This window comes from Bradyrhizobium sp. BLXBL-01 (genome assembly GCF_051853025.1).
Taxonomy (GTDB): domain Bacteria; phylum Pseudomonadota; class Alphaproteobacteria; order Rhizobiales; family Xanthobacteraceae; genus Bradyrhizobium.
In genome coordinates this window covers 5,727,326-5,745,040 of record NZ_CP182471.1, presented here as the reverse complement: position 1 = coordinate 5,745,040, position 17,715 = coordinate 5,727,326, and the positions used below count along the sequence as shown (strand labels likewise).

Annotated in this window: 16 protein-coding genes; 9 read left to right on the top strand and 7 right to left on the bottom strand. The window is 65.3% G+C overall.

Annotated elements, in window-relative coordinates:
- Positions 1–120 precede the first annotated feature (120 nt).
- Positions 121–807: a 3-oxo-tetronate 4-phosphate decarboxylase gene (otnC, locus tag ACNJYA_RS26675; RefSeq protein ID WP_212259801.1), complete on the bottom strand. Its 687-nt coding sequence runs from the start codon at positions 805–807 to the stop codon at positions 121–123.
- Between the two features lie 107 nt (positions 808–914).
- Between otnC and ltnD the strand changes: the two genes are divergently transcribed.
- From ltnD to ACNJYA_RS26655, 4 genes are all read left to right on the top strand, one after another.
- Positions 915–1,832: an L-threonate dehydrogenase gene (gene ltnD, locus ACNJYA_RS26670; protein WP_212259799.1), complete on the top strand. Its 918-nt coding sequence runs from the start codon at positions 915–917 to the stop codon at positions 1,830–1,832.
- A gap of 11 nt (positions 1,833–1,843) precedes the next feature.
- A complete protein-coding gene (otnI, locus tag ACNJYA_RS26665; RefSeq protein WP_212259797.1) occupies positions 1,844–2,626 on the top strand; it encodes a 2-oxo-tetronate isomerase in 783 nt (260 codons plus the stop codon).
- The gene (otnK, locus tag ACNJYA_RS26660; protein WP_212259795.1) at positions 2,623–3,900 is read left to right on the top strand and encodes a 3-oxo-tetronate kinase; all 1,278 of its coding nucleotides are present in this window, start codon (positions 2,623–2,625) and stop codon (positions 3,898–3,900) included. The genes otnI and otnK overlap by 4 nt, the downstream gene beginning before the upstream one ends.
- Positions 3,901–4,072: 172 nt before the next feature.
- Positions 4,073–5,764 (top strand): methyl-accepting chemotaxis protein, encoded by a 1,692-nt coding sequence (locus ACNJYA_RS26655; protein WP_439363810.1) that lies wholly within the window; start codon positions 4,073–4,075, stop codon positions 5,762–5,764.
- A gap of 128 nt (positions 5,765–5,892) precedes the next feature.
- On the opposite strand, the gene ACNJYA_RS26650 is transcribed toward ACNJYA_RS26655, so the two are convergent.
- Together ACNJYA_RS26650 and ACNJYA_RS26645 are read right to left on the bottom strand one after the other, a co-directional pair.
- Positions 5,893–7,410 (bottom strand): acetyl-CoA acetyltransferase, encoded by a 1,518-nt coding sequence (locus ACNJYA_RS26650; RefSeq protein ID WP_439400997.1) that lies wholly within the window; start codon positions 7,408–7,410, stop codon positions 5,893–5,895.
- Positions 7,411–7,525: 115 nt separating this feature from the next.
- Complete coding sequence (locus ACNJYA_RS26645; RefSeq protein ID WP_439400996.1) at positions 7,526–8,659, bottom strand: nitronate monooxygenase; 1,134 nt, start codon at positions 8,657–8,659, stop codon at positions 7,526–7,528.
- A 327-nt stretch (positions 8,660–8,986) separates the two neighbouring features.
- Between ACNJYA_RS26645 and yghU the strand changes: the two genes are divergently transcribed.
- On the top strand, positions 8,987–9,859 hold the full coding sequence (yghU, locus tag ACNJYA_RS26640; protein WP_172784072.1) for a glutathione-dependent disulfide-bond oxidoreductase: 873 nt from the start codon (positions 8,987–8,989) through the stop codon (positions 9,857–9,859).
- Positions 9,860–10,022: 163 nt separating this feature from the next.
- Here the strand turns inward: yghU and ACNJYA_RS26635 are convergent, their stop codons facing one another.
- From ACNJYA_RS26635 to ACNJYA_RS26625, 3 genes are all read right to left on the bottom strand, one after another.
- Positions 10,023–11,300, bottom strand: a complete 1,278-nt coding sequence (locus ACNJYA_RS26635; protein WP_036016245.1) for an acyl-CoA dehydrogenase family protein — start codon at positions 11,298–11,300, stop codon at positions 10,023–10,025.
- A gap of 297 nt (positions 11,301–11,597) precedes the next feature.
- Positions 11,598–11,978, bottom strand: coding sequence for a VOC family protein (locus ACNJYA_RS26630; RefSeq protein WP_439400995.1), 381 nt, complete (start codon positions 11,976–11,978; stop codon positions 11,598–11,600).
- A 132-nt stretch (positions 11,979–12,110) separates the two neighbouring features.
- Positions 12,111–12,890: an SDR family NAD(P)-dependent oxidoreductase gene (locus ACNJYA_RS26625; RefSeq protein WP_439400994.1), complete on the bottom strand. Its 780-nt coding sequence runs from the start codon at positions 12,888–12,890 to the stop codon at positions 12,111–12,113.
- 166 nt (positions 12,891–13,056) lie between these two features.
- Here ACNJYA_RS26625 and ACNJYA_RS26620 point away from each other — a divergent pair, with 166 nt between their 5' ends.
- The 3 genes from ACNJYA_RS26620 to ACNJYA_RS26610 are packed head-to-tail and all read left to right on the top strand — an operon-like array spanning position 13,057 to position 15,209.
- A complete protein-coding gene (locus ACNJYA_RS26620; RefSeq protein ID WP_439400993.1) occupies positions 13,057–13,845 on the top strand; it encodes an enoyl-CoA hydratase/isomerase in 789 nt (262 codons plus the stop codon).
- On the top strand, positions 13,842–14,828 hold the full coding sequence (locus ACNJYA_RS26615; protein WP_439400992.1) for a phosphotransferase family protein: 987 nt from the start codon (positions 13,842–13,844) through the stop codon (positions 14,826–14,828). The genes ACNJYA_RS26620 and ACNJYA_RS26615 overlap by 4 nt, the downstream gene beginning before the upstream one ends.
- Before the next feature lie 3 nt (positions 14,829–14,831).
- On the top strand, positions 14,832–15,209 hold the full coding sequence (locus tag ACNJYA_RS26610) for a DUF6285 domain-containing protein (RefSeq protein ID WP_439400991.1): 378 nt from the start codon (positions 14,832–14,834) through the stop codon (positions 15,207–15,209).
- 166 nt (positions 15,210–15,375) lie between these two features.
- On the opposite strand, the gene ACNJYA_RS26605 is transcribed toward ACNJYA_RS26610, so the two are convergent.
- Positions 15,376–16,155 (bottom strand): enoyl-CoA hydratase-related protein, encoded by a 780-nt coding sequence (locus tag ACNJYA_RS26605; protein WP_439400990.1) that lies wholly within the window; start codon positions 16,153–16,155, stop codon positions 15,376–15,378.
- Between the two features lie 213 nt (positions 16,156–16,368).
- Between ACNJYA_RS26605 and ACNJYA_RS26600 the strand changes: the two genes are divergently transcribed.
- A complete protein-coding gene (locus tag ACNJYA_RS26600) occupies positions 16,369–17,643 on the top strand; it encodes an acyl-CoA dehydrogenase family protein (protein ID WP_439400989.1) in 1,275 nt (424 codons plus the stop codon).
- The last annotated feature ends 72 nt before the right edge of the window (positions 17,644–17,715 follow it).

Sequence of the window (17,715 nt, the reverse complement as noted above, 5' to 3'; positions counted from 1 at the left end):
AAAACGAATTGGCTCACAGGCTCTACGTCATTGCGAGCGTAGCGAAGCAATCCAGAGTCTTTCCGCGGAGGGATTCTGGATTGCTTCGCTGCGCTCGCAGTGACGAGGTTGGAGCGAGGCTCAATCGTCGTGCCCATGCTCCGGCAGCGTCACCCCGAACACCTTCACCAGATCCTTCACCTGGTCCGGCGACAGATACCGCGGGTTCATCCCGCGCAGCAGCAGATACAGCTTCGCCGTCTCCTCCAGCTCCTCCGTGGCGAACACGGCGGCTTCCAGCGTGTCGCCGGCAACGACCGGACCGTGATTGGCGAGCAGCACGGATGAATATTTCCCCGCCAGCCCCTTGATCGCATCCGCGACCGCGGGATCGCCGGGGCGGTAATAGGGCACGAGTGCGGTGGCGCCGCATTTCATCAGGTAATAGGCCGTCATCGGCGGCAGCGCGGCGCGCGGGTCGATCTCGGGGAGCATCGACAGCGCGACCGAATGCGTGGAGTGCAGATGCACGATGGCCCGCGCGCTTCCGCGCGTATCGTAGAGGGCCGTGTGCAGCGGAACTTCCTTGGTCGGCGCATCGCCCGAGACCAGCCGGCTCCCGCTATCCAGCCGTGACAGTTTTGCGGGATCGAGGAAACCGAGCGAGGCGTTGGTCGGCGTCACCAGCCAGCCTCCGTCGTCCAGCTTGACGCTGATATTGCCGGAGGAGCCTGGCGTCAGCCCGCGCTCGAACAGGGATCGTCCGAAGCGGCAAATCTCCTCGCGCAGCCTTGTTTCGTTGCTCGTTTCGGTTCTCATGGCCGTCATGCCTGCTTGTCTCACGCTTTGGCAGCGCGGCCAAGCCGTGTTATTCGGTTGCCAAGCTGCCGCAAAAGGGCGGCCATCCGGGAAACGTTCGCAAGGGTCAGTTGCATATGTCCGCCTCCACGTCACAAAGTCAGCGTATCGCCGTCGTCGGGCTCGGTTCGATGGGATTTGGCATGGCGACCTCGCTCAAGCGCGTCGGCCACGCCGTGACCGGCTGCGACGTCTCGGCGGATGCCGTCGCGCGCTTCGTGAAGGACGGCGGCGCGGGAGCCAAGACGCCGGCCGAAGCGGCCAAGGACGCCGATATCGTCGTCAGCGTCGTCGTCAATGCCGCGCAGACCGAGGCGATCCTGTTCGGCAAGGATGGCGCCGCCGAGACCATGCCGAAGGACAGCGTGTTCGTCTCCTCGGCGACCATGGACCCGGATGTGGCGCGGCGCCTGGCTAAGCAGCTGGAGGCGACCGGCCGGCATTATCTGGATGCGCCGATCTCCGGCGGAGCACAGCGCGCCGCGCAAGGCGAATTGACGATTCTTGCCTCCGGCAGCCCGGCCGCCTTTGCCAAAGCGCGGCCGGCGCTCGATGCCATGGCTGCCAAGCTCTACGAGCTCGGCGATGCCGCCGGGCAGGGCGCTGCGTTCAAGATGATCAATCAGCTGCTCGCCGGCGTTCACATCGCCGCCGCCAGCGAAGCGATTGCGTTCGCGGCCAAGCAGGGCCTCGACATCCGCAAGGTCTACGAGGTGATCACGGCCTCGGCCGGCAATTCCTGGATGTTCGAGAACCGCATGCCGCACGTGCTCGACGGCGACTACACGCCGCGCAGCGCGGTGGAGATCTTCGTCAAGGATCTCGGCATCATCCAGGACATGGCGCGCAGCGCCCGATTCCCGGTGCCGGTCTCCGCCGCCGCGCTCCAGATGTTCCTGATGACGTCGGCCGCCGGCATGGGCCGCGACGATGACGCATCGGTGGCGCGGATGTATGCGCAGGTCACCGGCGTCAAGCTGCCCGGCGACAAGTAAGAGGATCTCCAATGCCCCGTTTCGCCGCCAATCTCTCGATGATGTTCACCGAGGTGCCGTTCCTCGACCGCTTCGACGCCGCTGCGCAAGCGGGCTTCACCGCGGTCGAGTTCCTGTTTCCCTACGAGCATCCCGCCGAGGCCGTCGGCGAGCGGCTCAAGCGCAACGGCCTGACCCAGGCGCTGTTCAACATGCCGCCGGGCGACTGGAACGCCGGCGAGAAGGGCTTTGCCGCGCTGCCATCACGCTTCTCCGATCTCAAGGCGAGCCTGGAGACGGCACTGCCTTATGCCAAGGCGACCGGCGTCAAGCGCTTGCACCTGATGGCCGGCATCGCCAACCGCAGCGAGCGCGCCGCGATCGAGGCCTTCTACAAATCGGTGGCCTGGGCTGCGGAATTCTTCGCGCCGCACGGCATCGACGTCGTTATCGAACCGATCAATGCGCGCAACGTGCCCGGCTACTTCCTCAACGATTTCGGCTTCGCGCGGGATCTGATCCAGGAACTGAGGCTTCCGAACCTGAAACTCCAGTTCGACATCTATCACTGCCAGATCATCCACGGCGACGTCACCATGCGGCTGCGCGAGATGATGCCGATCATCGGCCACATCCAGATCGCCAGCATTCCCTCGCGCAACGAGCCCGACGGCGAGGAGCTGAACTATCCGTTCCTGTTCGATGAGCTCGACCGGCTCGGCTATGCCGGCTTCGTCGGCTGCGAATACAATCCACGCGGCAAGACCACCGATGGCCTCGCCTGGTTCAAGCCCTATGCGGGAGTGAAGCCGTGACACTTGCATTGGGTTGCATCGCCGACGATTACACCGGCGCCTCCGACCTCGCCAACACGCTGACGCGCGCGGGCCTGCGCACCGTCCAGACCATCGGCATACCTGCCGACGATCTGGCGCTGCCCGAGGTCGATGCCGTCGTGGTGTCCTTGAAGAGCCGCTCGATCGAGGCCGGCCTTGCCGTGTCGCGCTCGCGCGCGGCGGACAAATGGCTGCGCGGCCGCGGCGCGGGCCACGTGCTGTTCAAGATCTGCTCGACCTTCGATTCCACCGACGCCGGCAATATCGGCCCCGTCATGGACGCGCTGCGTGCCGATTGCGGAGAGGGAGCCGTGCTGGTGACGCCGGCTTTTCCGGAGACCGGGCGCACCGTCTATCAGGGCAATTTGTTCGTCGGCGCCGTGCCGCTCAACGAGAGCCCGCTCAAGGACCATCCCCTCAACCCCATGCATGATTCCAACCTGGTGCGCGTGCTGGCGCGCCAGAGCAGGACGCAGATCGGCCTCGTCGATCTCGCCACCGTCACGCGCGGCGCGGAGGCCGTGCGGGCACGTTTGGCCGAGCTCGCCGCCAAGGGCATCGGTGCCGCGATTATCGACGCCGTGTTCGACCGCGACCTCGAGACCATCGGTCTCGTCGCCGCCGAACACCTTCTGTCGGTTGGCGCGTCCGGCATGGGCCTCGGGCTTGCGCGCGCGCTGGTGTCGACGGGCAAGGTGAAGTCGGCGCCGCCGAGCAGCGAAACCGGCGCTGCGGTCGGCGGACCGGCCGCATGTCTTGCCGGCAGCTGCTCGCAGGCGACGCTTCAGCAGATTGCCGTCGCCGAACGCATCATGCCGGTGCTCCATCTCGATCCCGAGCAGATCGTCGCGGGCGCCGGCGAAGCGCAGCGCGCGCTGGACTGGGCAAGGCCGCGGCTTGCGGAAGGTCCGGTGCTGATCGCTTCGAGCGCGACGCCGGAAGCCGTTGCCGCCGTACAGGCACGCCACGGCCGGGATGCCGCCGGCCACGCCATCGAGCAGGCCATGGCCGATATCGCCGAGGGCTTGGTTCAGGCCGGCGTCCGGCGCCTGGTCGTCGCCGGTGGCGAGACATCCGGCGCCGTGGTCGATCGGTTGAGGATTCCCGGATTTCTCGTAGGAGTGGAAATCGCTGCGGGAGTTCCGGTGCTGCGCGCGGTCGGCTCGGAAGCTGGCGACATGTTGCTAGCCCTGAAGTCCGGAAATTTCGGCGGCGCGGAGTTCTTCACGGATGCGCTTAGGCTCATGCGCTGAGCGCAGGGCGTTCTTAGCCGCCTGTTCACTTGTTTCGGGCTCCGTAACTCGCACGGAGTCGTCGCTGACACCTGCACGGGTGCTCTGCTGTCGGATGTCGGTGCTGCTCCCTTTGGTTGATTCGTAGAACTTCCGGGCGCGGCACCGCCGCCAGCACAATGAGACTCCTATTATGCTCGCCACCATTTCCATCCGCGCCAAGATCATCAGTGTCGTGGCGTTCCTGCTGGTCGCGATGGCCGGCATGGGCCTGCTCGCCGTCATGAAGATGCGGTCGATGAACGCCAACACGGTCGACATCACGACGAGCTGGATGCCGAGCGTGCGGGTGCTGGGCGAGATCCGGGCCGCCGTCATCACCTACCGCAACGTGGTCCGCGAGCACATGCTGTCCGAGACGCTGGATGACAAGCTGGCGGCAGAGCAGACTGCGGCGACCGTCACGGAGATGCTGGCCAAGGCTCGAAAGAACTACGAGCCGATGATCACCTCGCCGGAAGAGCGGGCGCTCTATGGCGAATGGTCGAAGTTGTGGGCTGAGTACCAGAAGGGCGCCCAGGACGTCATGGAACTGTCGCGCATGGAGGCGGGCAAAGTTCCGCATGCGTCCCATGAGCTCAATACCAAGACCGTCAACAAGATCGGCCTGAAGTCCGACGAGGTCCTGCAGAAGGACATTGATCTCAACACCAAGGGCGGCAATCAGGCCGCCAGCGACGCCGCCGAGAGCTACTATCATGCGTTCATGCTGGTTTCGATCATTCTCGGCGCTGCCGTCGTCAGCGGCGTCGGCGTCGGCTTCTATCTCGTCCGTGACGTCTCCAGCGGCATCAACTCGATCACCCTGCCAATGCAGGCGCTGGGCCGGGGCGACCTCTCCGCCGAAGTCCCGCATCGCGGCGAGAGGACCGAGATCGGCGCTATGGCCGACGTGCTCCAGATCTTCAAGGAGGCGTTGATCGCCAAGAAGGCGGCCGACGAGGCCGCCGCAGCCGATGCCGAAGCCAAGATCGAGCGCGGCCGCCGCGTCGACAACATCACCCGCGAATTCGAAACGATGATCGGCGAGATCGTGCAGACGGTGTCGTCGGCCTCGAGCCAGTTAGAGGCCTCCGCCTCGACCCTGACCGCGACCGCCGACCGCTCGCAGCGGCTGGCGACCACGGTGGCCGGCGCTTCGGAGGAAGCCTCGACAAACGTGCAATCGGTGGCCTCAGCCACGGAGGAGATGGCCTCGTCGGTCGGCGAGATCAGCCGCCAGGTGCAGGAATCGGCGCGGATGGCGGGCGATGCCGTCGGTCAGGCCCGTGCCACCACCGAGCGCGTCAGCGAATTGTCCAAAGCCGCCGCGCGCATCGGCGACGTCGTCGAGCTGATCAACACCATCGCCGGTCAGACCAACCTGCTGGCATTGAATGCCACCATCGAGGCGGCGCGCGCGGGCGAAGCCGGCCGCGGCTTTGCCGTCGTCGCCTCCGAGGTGAAGGCGCTCGCCGAGCAGACCGCGAAGGCGACCGGCGAGATCGGCCAGCAGATTTCCGGCATCCAGGCGGCGACCAATGATTCGGTCGGCGCCATCAAGGAGATCTCCTCGACCATCGAGCGCCTGTCGGAGATCTCGTCCGCCATCGCCGCTGCGGTGGAAGAGCAGGGCGCCGCGACGCAGGAGATTGCGCGCAACGTGCAGCAGGCGGCGCAGGGAACCCAGCAGGTTTCGTCCAACATCACCGACGTGCAGCGCGGCGCGACCGAGACCGGCACGGCCTCATCGCAGGTGCTGTCCGCGGCGCAGATGCTGTCGAACGATTCGAGCCGGCTTAAGACCGAGGTCGGCAGGTTCCTGAGCTCGGTCCGCGCTGCCTGAGTCTCGACCGTGTCGGAAAAACAGGCGGATCTCGTAGGGTGGGCAAAGGCGCTCTTGCGCCGTGCCCACCATTCTTTCCGGATCACACGAAGGTCGTGGGCACGCTTCGCTTTGCCCACCCTACGAGATCACGCCGCCCGCCACTCCGGCACGCCATCGGCTGCCATAGCGATCTCGCCGAGCGAGCCGACCGGGGTGCGGTCCATGTCGAGCAGATGCGCCAGCGTCGCGCCATCGCTCGGCGGAATCCGCGCCAGCGTGCGGCGATCGTCCTCTGTCCGCAGCATCACGACGCCGTGCTCGACGTCGCCGCCGCGGCCGTAGAGCACGGTAAAGCTCTCGACCTTGCCCTTGCCCGAAGCCTCGTTAACGAACTCCGGCACCGCGCGCTTGTTGCGGTCGGCCTCGTCCTGCACGCTCGTCTCCTGCGCCAGCGTCTCGCGCGGCGGCGTCTTCGACACCACCAGCGCGTGGTGCTTGGTGACGAAGCCGCCCTGGCCGTAGAGCAGGCCGAGCCTGGCGTCGTCGCGCACACGCCGCACCATCGCGCAGGCCGCATGCGTCATGTAGGTGTTGAGCGGCGCGCCGAAGAAGGTGAGGCCGCCGGTCACGGTCGGCTGCACGTCGGGTCCCAAGCCCAGCGTCCGCCGCGCCATCTTGGGCACGCAGGGGAAGCAGCTGTAGAGCTCGATCGCGTCGATCCTGTTGCCGTCGCCGCCCGCGAGGTCCATCACGCTCGTGAGCACGGCGTTCTGCGGGTGGCTCTCGTAAAACTGGTCGCGCAGCAGATAGTCGCGCGGCTCTTCCGCCGAAGCACCGCCGAGCGGGTAGACCAGTTTGTCCTCGGCGACCCCGGCCGCCCGCGCCTTGGCAAGACTGGTGAGCAGCAGCGCGCCGCCCATGTTGACGCTGGGGTTGGCCACCATCAGCTTGTTGTAGGGCCAGGCGATCAGGCGGTTGTCCGCCGTCGGCGTCGTGATCTCCTCAGGCGCGTAACGCCGCTTCAGCCAGGCATTGGGGTTTTGCACGGCGGCTTCCGAATAGCGCGACCACAGCGTGCCTGATTCCGCCATCGCCTCGTGCGGCGTCTGGCCCCAATGCGCCGAGGAGGCCGCTTCATAGAACGGATAGACGGTCACAGGCCGAAACACGCCGAGCTTCACTGCCAAGGGCTTCTGGAAGGCCGCGCCGCGCTTGGGCTCCTCGACGTCATGGGCGAACGGCGTCCACGGCAGCTTGATGCCGGCGCGCTCCGCCTTGGTCGCGGTCGATTGCGCCTCCGCGCCGCAGATCGCCGCGACGCTGCACTCGCCGCGCGCGATACGCTTGGCCGCCTCGTGGATGAAGCGGATCGGGCTCTCGCCGCCGACCGGACCGTAATAGCAATGCGCCGGCGAGATGCCGAGGCGCTGCGCCAAGAGCTGCTCCGGATCGCGATAGCGCCAGCTCAGGAAATTGACGACGTCGAGCGATTGCACCTCGCCGAGCAGTTTTGCACCGGCGTCCGCCTCCGCGCGCCGCAGCGCCTGTTCGAGCAGGTCGAGCGGCTCGAGGCCTTCCGTGATCTCCTTGGGGCGATCGACGATTTCGCCGATGCCGACGATGACGGGGATGCGGTCTTCGGGATTCTTGTTCTTATCTGTCATGCTTCAATTCACGATGTCATTTGTTTCGTCATTGCGAGCGCAGCGAAGCAATCCAGGATCTTTCCGCGGAGGCAGTCCGGATTGCTTCGCTGCGCTCGCAATGACGAGGTCGTGACTAGTCCGCCACCAGCGCATTCATGTGCTCGACGGCTTCGGCGAAATCTTGCTTGAACTCCTGTACCACGGCACCCGCCGATTTCACGCTGTCGATCAGGCCGACGCCCTGGCCGACGAAATAGCTGACGAGATCGCGCGCCCTCGCGTTGCCGCTTGCGGCGGCCCGGTCGATCGAATGGAAGGCGTCGCGGCTGATGATGCTTTGCAGCGGCATCGGCAGCGCGCCCGGGCTGTCCGGCGCGCGGTCCCAGGCATCGGTCCAGACCGAGCGGAGCTGCCGCGCCGGCTTGCCGGTGCGGCCCTTCGAGCGCACCGCATCGCGCGAGGAGGCCGCGATCATCTTCTCGCGAAAGATCTCCGTGGTCTCGGCCTCCACGGTCGCAAGCCACACCGAGCCGGTCCAGGCGCCGGCCGCGCCCATCGCCATGCAGGCCGCCATCTGCCGTCCCGTCATGATGCCGCCGGCCGCCAGCACCGGCACGTCGCGGATGGGCTTGATCGCCTTGATCACCTCCGGCACCAGCACCATGGTCGAGACCTCGCCGCAATGGCCGCCGGCCTCGGTGCCCTGCACCACGAGGATGTCGACGCCGGCGGCGACCTGGCGCAGCGCGTGCTCCTTCGCGCCGACCAGCGCTGCGACCGGCACGCCATGCTTCTTGCCCATCTCGATCATCGCCTTCGGCGGCACGCCCAGCGCGTTGGCGATCAGGCGGATCGGATGATCGAAGGAGACCTCGAGCAGCTGAAGCGCGGTCTTGCCGTCGAACGGTTGCGGCTGATTGTCTGCCACTTCGGTGGTGGTCAGCTCGATGTCGTACTTCTTCAGGAGATCGCGCGTGTAGTTGCGGTGCTCTTGCGGCACGCGCGCTTCCAGGCTCTTCCAGGTGACGTCCTTCTCGCCGGCGGTCGAGATGTTTTCCGGGATCAGCACGTCGATGCCGTAGGGCTTGCCGTCGACGTGATCGTCGATCCACTTCAGCTCACGCTCGAGCGTATCCGGCGTATGCACCGTCGCGCCCAATACACCAAACCCGCCGGCGCGGCTGACGGCCGCAACGACGTCGCGGCAATGGCTGAAGGCGAGCAGCGGGAAATCGATCCCCAGCATGTCGCAGATCGGCGATTTCATGGCTCTCTCCCGGCGGCAGGCTTCGCATTCTCGTTGCTTTCGCTGGCAAAGCAAAGTGACGCGAGCCGATCGATGACATGCCGGATTCGACGAGGCATCTTGTGTGTAGACGTCGCGCTCTATCCCCGGGCCGCAGGCCGCGGCGTCCTGAGTGGCGTCGTCATTCCGGGGCTCGGCAAGCGAGAACCCGGCCCCGGAATGACGGCGGGGAGGGGCTGCCATGACAAAACGCAGAGTTGTCCCGTCCGGCAATGCATTTCCGCGCCCTTGTCATCGGCCGTTTGCGGGCTAATTAATGCAGGCGCATCTTTTTGCCGGAGCCCCCGCATGACCGACGCCCCCTACGTGCCGCCTAAAGTCTGGACCTGGAACAAGGAGAACGGCGGTCAGTTCGCCAACATCAACCGACCCATTGCCGGCCCCACTCACGACAAGGAGCTGCCGGTCGGCAAGCATCCGCTTCAGCTCTACTCGCTGGCGACGCCGAACGGGGTGAAGGTCACCGTGATGCTGGAGGAGCTCCTGGCGCTCGGCCACAAGGGCGCCGAATACGACGCCTGGCTGATCAGGATCGGCAACGGTGACCAGTTCGGCAGCGGCTTCGTCGACATCAATCCGAATTCCAAGATCCCGGCGTTGATGGATCGCTCCGGCCCGGAGCCGATCCGGGTGTTCGAATCAGGCTCGATCCTGTTCTACCTCGCCGAGAAGTTCGGCGCCTTCCTGCCGAAGGACATCAAGACCCGCACCGAGGCGATGTCCTGGCTGTTCTGGCAAATGGGCAGCGCGCCCTATCTCGGCGGCGGCTTCGGCCATTTCTACGCCTACGCGCCAACCAAGATCGAATACGCCATCGACCGTTTCGCGATGGAGACCAAGCGCCAGCTCGATGTGCTCGACCGGCGCCTTGCCGACAACGAATATCTCGCGGGCAAGGACTACACGATTGCCGACATCGCGGTGTGGCCCTGGTACGGCGCGCTCGCCAAGGGCCTGGTCTATGGCGCCGGCGAATTCTTGTCGGTGCAGGACTACAAGAACGTGCAGCGCTGGACCGACCAGATCGCCAAGCGTCCGGCCGTCAAGCGCGGCCGCATGGTCAACCGCGTCTCCGGCGATCCTGCCAGCCAGCTCCACGAGCGCCACGACGCGTCCGATTTCGAGACCAAGACGCAGGACAAGCTCGTGCCCGCGACGTAGGCGCTTCACCTCTCCCCGCTTGCCGGGAGAGGCCGAATTCGATCGAAGTCTTGTAGAGGTCTCGTAGGGTGGGCAAAGCGTAAGCGTGCCCACCACCTCTCTCGTAGGCCGCATTGGTGGGCACGGCGCGCGAAGAGCGCGCCTTTGCCCACCCTACCGGAAGTCACGCCATGCTCAGCTCGTGGCGGCCCACCACCATCCAGTGCACCTCGTCCGGACCGTCGGCGAAGCGCAGGTGCCGCACGTCCTGATACATTTCGGCGAGCGGGGTCCAGTGCGAGATGCCGGTGGCGCCGTGCATCTGGATGGCCTGATCGATGATCCTGCAGGCGCGCTCGGGCACCATGGCCTTGACCATGGAGACCCAGACGCGGGCCTCCTTGTTGCCGAGCACGTCCATCGCCTTGGCGGCCTTCAGCACCATCAGCCGCATCGCCTCGATCTCGCAGCGCGCCTGCGCGATGATCTGCATGTTGCCGCCGAGATGGGCGATCTTCTTGCCGAAGGCCTCGCGGGTGAGGCCGCGCTGCACCATCAGGTCGAGCGCCTTCTCGGCCTTGCCGATGGTGCGCATGCAGTGATGGATGCGCCCCGGTCCGAGCCGCAGCTGCGAGATCTCGAAGCCGCGGCCTTCGCCGAGCAGGATGTTCTCCTTCGGCACCCGCACATTGTTGAAGCGCATATGCATGTGGCCGCGAGGGGCGTGATCCTGGCCGAACACGTACATGGGACCGAGCACCTCGACGCCGGGCGTGTCGCGCGGCACCAGGATCTGCGACTGCTGCTTGCTCGGCGCCGCGTCCGGGTTGGTCTTCACCATCACGATGAGGATCTTGCAGCGGGGATCGCCGAGACCCGAGATGTAGTACTTCTCGCCGTTGATCACCCATTCGTCGCCGACCAGCTTCGCGGTGGTCGAGATGTTCTTGGCATCGGAGGAGGCGACGTTCGGCTCGGTCATGACATAGGCGGAGCGGATCTCGCCGTTGAGCAGCGGCTTCAGCCACTTCTCCTTCTGCTCCTTGGTGCCGACGCGCTCCAGCACCTCCATGTTGCCGGTGTCGGGCGCCGAGCAGTTCATGGTCTCGGATGCCAGCGGGCTCTTGCCGAGCTCCGCCGCGATGTAGGCGTAGTCGAGATTCTTCAGGCCCTGGCCGGTCTCGTCGTCGGGCAGGAAGAAGTTCCAGAGGCCTTCCTGCTTGGCCTTGTTCTTGGCCTTCTCCAGCACCTCGAGCTGCTTCGGCGTGAAACTCCAGCGATCCTCCTTGCCTTCGCCGGCCTTGGCGAACTCGATCGACATCGGCTCGACGGTGTCGCGGATGAACTTCTTGACGTGATCGTAGAGCGGCCGGACCTGGTCCGACATCCTGAGATCGTTGAGCTCGTCGCCGGGATTGAGCGTGTAGTTGGTGGTGCGGGGAATGTAGGTGTGTTTTGTCATTGGTCCTCCCGGGATCGCTGAGTTCAGTTTGGGCCGGAGAATAGACGCAGCGCCGCCAAAGCGCGAGCGCGCATTTTCACGCGCGAGGCCATGCCATGCGATGGAATATCGCAGGGACGTTTGAAATGTTGTTTGAATGGGGTGTGGAAGGCGGCAGGCTCGCGCCTCACTCTCCGCTGTCATCGCCCGACTTGATCGGGCGATCCAGTATTCCGAGACGTCGGTCGTTTATCGAGAGGCCGCGGCGTACTGGATTCCCCGCTTTCGCGGGGAATGACAGCTGTGGGTGGGTCTACGTCAATTCGGCATCCGATGCATCGCGCAGATCTTGTTGCCGTCGAGGTCGCGCAGATAAGCGAGATAGAGCTTAACTCCGGAGCCCTCGCGGATGCCCGGCGGATCCTCGATCGGCTTGCCGCCGGCCGCGACGCCCGCCGCGTGCCACGCATCGACCTGTTCCGGCGAATTGGCGGCAAAGCCGATCGTGGCGCCATTCGCGCATGTCGCCGGCTCGCCGTTGATCGGCTTCGACACCGAGAACACGCCGGTCTTGGTGATGTAGAAGATGCGATGGCCGTCGACCCTGGCCGGCCGCACCTCGAGCGTGCCGAGCAGCTTGTCGTAGAACGTCTTGGCTTTGTCCAAGTCGTTGGTGCCGATCATGACGTGCGAGAACATTTGCCCATTCCCCTCTGCGCTGACAAAACGAGAAACCGTAGGGTGGGCAAAGCGCAGCGTGCCCACCACGACATTCGAAAAATGGTTACGGTGGGCACGGCGCAAGAGCGCCTTTGCCCACCCTACGAAATCTCAAAACGCGGTATAGCCGCCGTCGATCACGAACGTATCCGCGGTGTGGTACGACGACGCCTTGCTCATCAGGTACACCGCGATGCCGCCGAAATCGGACGCCTCGCCGAACCGCCGCATCGGAATCCGCGGCATCACGTTGGCGACGAACTTGTCGTTGGCCATGAGCCCTGCGGTCATGTCGCTCTTGATCCAGCCGGGCAGGATCGCATTGGCGGTGACGCCGTAACGCGCCAGCTCCACGCCGAGCGCGCGCACCAGCGCATTGATGGCGGCCTTGGTCGCAGCATAATGCTCGTTGCGCGCGGTGCCGAAGATCGACGCGAGGCTCGAGGTTGCGACGAGGCGGCCAAAGGGATCGCCGGCATTGGCGCGGTCCGTCATGTGTTTCGCCGCGGCCTGGAAGGCGTGGAACACGCCGTCGAGATTGGTCGCGAACATCGTGCGCCATTCCTCCTCGGTGCGCTCGATGAAGGCGCGCCGACCGCCGCCGCCGATGCCGGCATTGGCGAAGCAGCCGTCGACGCGGCCGAAGGTGTCCAGCGTCGCCTTCATTGCGGCGTCGACAGAAGCCGGGTTGCTGACGTCGCAGATGCGGCTGTCGACCTTGCCGGAGAGGCCGGCCATGCTCGCGGCAGCGGCCTTGTTCTTGTCAGCATTGCGGCCCCAGATCGAGACGTTGCAACCCTGGCCCGCGAGCGCCTGCGCGATGCCGAGCCCGATGCCGCCATTGCCGCCGGTGATCACGGCGACGCGGCCGGAGAGGTCGAAGAGGTTCATGGCGCGTTTCCTGTTTTTTGTCTGCGGCCCATCAGCCGCTGCGCACAAGATTGCTTGCTATGCGCCGATCACCATGGACAAGACCGCGCCAAAAATCAAATATGCACCCCGGCAAAACCAAATTCCGGTCTGCGAAACTGACGCGGCCGCAACTGACGAGGAAACCATGCAGTTCAAACACGTCACGCTCGACTTCGATGGCTCGGTCGCGATCCTCAAGCTCGACCATCAGGAGGTGATGAACGCGGTCTCCGTGGACATGCTGGGGGGCCTCGCCGAGGCGCTCGATACGATCGAGGAGAAGAAGGACGAGGTGCGCTGCGTGGTGCTGACCGGCGCGGGGCGGGCGTTCTGCACCGGCGCCAATCTGCAAGGCCGCAACAACCAGTCGAAGAAGACCAAGGCCGGCCTGACGCTGGAGACCGGCTTTCATCCCTTCCTGCGCCGCATCCGCAATCTGCACTGCCCGATCGTCACCGCGGTCAACGGCCCCGCTGCCGGCGCCGGCATGAGCTTCGCGCTGCTCGGCGACATGATTTTGTGCGCGCGCTCGTCCTACTTTCTTCAAGCCTTCCGTCGCATCGGGCTCGTGCCGGATTGCGGCTCGACCTGGCTCTTGCCGCGGCTCGTCGGACGCGCGCGCTCGATCGAATTGTCGTTGATGGGCGAGCGGCTGCCGGCCGAGAAGGCGCTGGAATGGGGCCTCGTCAACCGCGTCTACGATGACGGCGTGCTGATGGAGGAGGCGATGAAGCTGGCGCGCGATCTCGCCAGCGGGCCGACCGTGGCGCTGTCCCTGATCCGCAAGCTCTATTGGGACAGCCCGGAAAACTCCTTCGAGGATCAGCTCAATCTGGAATTCCAGTGCCAGCTCCGCGCCGGCGACACCGAGGATTTCCGCGAGGGCGTCGGCGCCTTCCTCGAGAAGCGGCCCGCGCAGTTCAAGGGCAAATGATCGAGGCGGCACTTTCACGCAGCGTCCAGCGCTGGTGCGAAGGGGCGACCGGCGCGACCTCTGCGGCAAAGCTGTCCGGCGGCGCCAGTCAGGAAACCTGGCGATTCGACATCGTGCATCCCGATGGTGTGATCGGCGCCATCCTGCGCCGCTCGCCAAAGGGCTATGGCGCCGCGCCAACGCGCGCGGCCGGTCTTGCCGCGGAAGCGCAGCTGATGCAGCTCGCTTATCAAGCCGGCGTGCCGTCGCCGCGCGTGATGCATGTGCTCACGCCGGAAGACGATCTCGGCACCGGCTTCATCATGCAAAGGGTCGAGGGCGAGACCATCGCGCGCAAGATTCTTCGCGATGAGGAGTACGCGGCGGCGCGCCCCATTCTGGCGCGGCAGATCGGCGGAATTCTCGCAGGTCTCCATCGGCTGCCGCAGGACAAGCTCCCCGAGTTGCGCACCCGCGGCCCGACCCGGGAGATCGCCGAGTTCGAGCGCGACTATCGCAGCCTGAACTGGCCCAAGCCCGTGTTCGAGCTGGCGCTGCGTTGGCTGCGCGACCACGATCCCGGCCCCGCGGCCGAGACCACGCTGGTGCACGGCGATTTCCGCAACGGCAATCTCATCATCGGCGCCGACGGCGTCCGCGCGGTACTCGACTGGGAGCTCGCCCATCTCGGCGATCCCATGGAAGATCTCGGCTGGGTCTGCGTCAATTCCTGGCGCTTCGGCGAGATCGACAAGCCCGTCGGCGGCTTTGGCTCACGCGAGGAGCTGTTCGCCGGTTACGAGGCCGCCGGCCGCAAGGTCGACCCCGAACGCGTGAAATTCTGGGAAGTGATGGGCACGCTGCGCTGGGGCATCATGTGCGGCGGCATGATGCAGCGCTTCCGCGAGGGTCCCGACCATTCCATGGAGCGCGCCATGATCGGCCGCCGCGCCAGCGAGACCGAGATCGATCTGTTGCGCCTCCTGGCGCCGCGCGGGAGCTGACACATGCAGGACGAGCCGACCCCGATCGAGCTGACCAAGTCAGTCGCCGATTTCCTCCGCAACGACATCACGCCGCTGATCTCCGGCCACCAGGCCTTCAAGCTGCGCGTCGCCATCAACATCCTCGACCTCGTGACGCGGCAACTGACGCGGGAGGCGGGGAGCGACGCGAAGGAGGTGGAGCGCCTGCGCGCGCTGCTCGGCATCGACGGCTCGGTCACCGAACTCAACCGCGTGCTCGCCGAGCGCATCGCCAAGGGCGAGGTCGATCTGGCAACGCCCGGTCTCGCCGAGCACCTCTGGGCGACCACGATGGACAAGCTCGCAGTCGATCAGCCGAACTATGCGTCCTACAAGCGGGAGTTGGGACGGGGCGGGTAAGGAGGTCTTGCTCCAAATTCGGTGTCATCGCCCGCGAAGGCGGGCGATCCAGTACTCCGAGACGGTTGTGGTTAATCGATAGGCTGCGGCGTACTGGATGCCCCGCCTTCGCGGGGCATGACAGCGATGATGTTGATGTGGGCGCGCGCCGGAATGACACCCGGACCTACTTCCCCACCCATTTCGGCGGTCGCTTCTCGGAAAACGCCTTCGGACCCTCGATGTAATCCTGCGAGGCGACCATCGCCTGCACCGCCGGGTAGTCGCGCTGCTCCGCGATGGCCTGCTCCAGCGACACGCCGAGCCCCTTCTGGATCGCCTGCTTCGAGGCCTGGATCGACATCGGCGAATTCTTGGCGATCGTCTCCGCCCAGCGCAGCGCAGCCGTCAGCGCCTCGCCCTGCGGCACCACCTCGTTGACGAAGCCGAGTTCGAAACCTTCCTTGGCGCTGACATGGCGCGCGGTGAGGATCATGCCCATGGCGCGCTTCAGCCCGATCTGGCGCGGCAGGCGGTGCAGGCCGCCGGCGAGCGCGGCTAGTCCAACGCGCGGCTCGGGCAGGGCGAAGGTTGCGTTCTCCGCGGCGATGATGAGGTCGCAGGCGAGCGCGATCTCGAAGCCGCCGCCCATGGCGACGCCGTTCACTGCGGCGATGATCGGCTTGTCGCAGTCGAAGCGTGAGGTGAGGCCGGCAAAGCCGCCCTTGTCCCAGCCGCGCTTTCCTCCCGCCGCCTGCCACTTCAAATCATTGCCGGCGCAGAACGCCTTGTCGCCAGCGCCGGTGACGACCGCGATCCACTGTTCGGGATCTCCGGAGAAATCGTCGAACACTTTCTGCAATTCGAAATGCGCGTCGGTGTGCAGCGCGTTGTAGACCTCGGGGCGCGACAGCGTCACGATCGTGATCGGCCCCTTGCGTTCCACGTTTGAGAATTTCAGCTCCATCGCGCGCTCCCGGATTTTCTTTCGAAGGAATATTGGCGCCATACTACCGTGCGGGTGCGCCTGAGCACCATCGAATTGCGCTGGTGCGCCTTGCGCCATCGTCACGTCTCGGCTTGCTTGACTTGCACGCGCTCTTCTCACCTTAATCGTGCCAAGCAAGAATGCGCCTAGCGCCTTAACGCAAAACGATAAAATCAATCCGGGAGAGAACCTGTGGATTTCTCATTGCCTGCCGATCTCGTCGCCTATCTCGGAGAGCTCGACCGTTTCATCGAGCGCGAGATCAAGCCGCTCGAACAAGCCGACGACAACATCCGCTTCTTCGACCACCGCCGCGAATGGGCGCGCACCGATTTCGAGAATGGCGGTCTGCCGCGCCACGAATGGGAGGCGCTGCTGCGCAAGGCCAAGGATCTTGCGGATGCCGCCGGGCATTTGCGCTTTCCGGTGCCGAAGCAATATGGCGGCAAGGACGGCTCCAACCTCTGGATGGCCGTGATCCGCGAGCACTTCGCCGCAAAGGGTCTCGGCCTGCACAACGACCTCCAGAACGAGCACTCCATTGTCGGCAACTTTCCCGTCGTCACCATGCTCGACCGCTACGGCCGCGACGACCAGAAGGCGATGATCGACGGCTCGATCAGGGGCAAGTACCGCATCACCTTCGGCCTGACCGAGCCGCATCACGGCTCGGACGCAACCCACATGGAGACGCGCGCGGTGCCGGCGACGCGCGACAACGTCAAGGGCTGGATCATCAACGGCGAGAAGATGTGGACCACGGGCATGCATGTCGCCACGCACTGCGCGCTGTTCGCGCGCACCAGTGGCAATGACGGCGACGCCCGCGGCATCACTTGCTTTCTGGTGCCGGCCAAAAGTCCCGGCGTCCAGGTCGAGGAGTACATGTGGACCTTCAACATGCCGACCGACCATCCCCGCGTCAGCTTCACCGACGTCTTCGTGCCGGAGGATGCCTTGTTCGGCGAGGTCGGCCGCGGACTCTCATTGGCGCAATGCTTCGTGCACCAGAACCGCATCCGTCAGGCCGCGAGCTCGCTCGGCGCCGCGGTCTACTGCATCAACGAGAGCGTGAAGTATGCACGCGAGCGAAAGCCGTTCGGTAAGGCGCTCGCCGAGAACCAGGCGATTCAATTCCCGCTGGTCGAGCTCGCCACGCAAGCCGAGATGCTGCGCCTCTTGATCCGCAAGACCGCCTGGGAGATGGACCAGCTCAATGAGGAGCAGATCGAGCGCACGCTGTCCGACCGCGTCTCGATGTGCAACTATTGGGCAAACCGTCTCTGCTGCGAATCCGCCGACCGCGCCATGCAGGTCCATGGCGGCATGGGCTATTCACGCCACAAGCCGTTCGAGCACATCTATCGCCATCACCGCCGTTATCGGATCACCGAAGGCAGCGAGGAGATCCAGATGCGGAAAGTGGCAGGGTTCCTGTTCGGCTATATGGGGCCGGGGAAGCGTTGAGGCTTGCACGGATCTCGTAGGGTGGGTTAGCGCTGCGATTGCGCGAAGCGTGATCGCAGGGCGTAACCCACC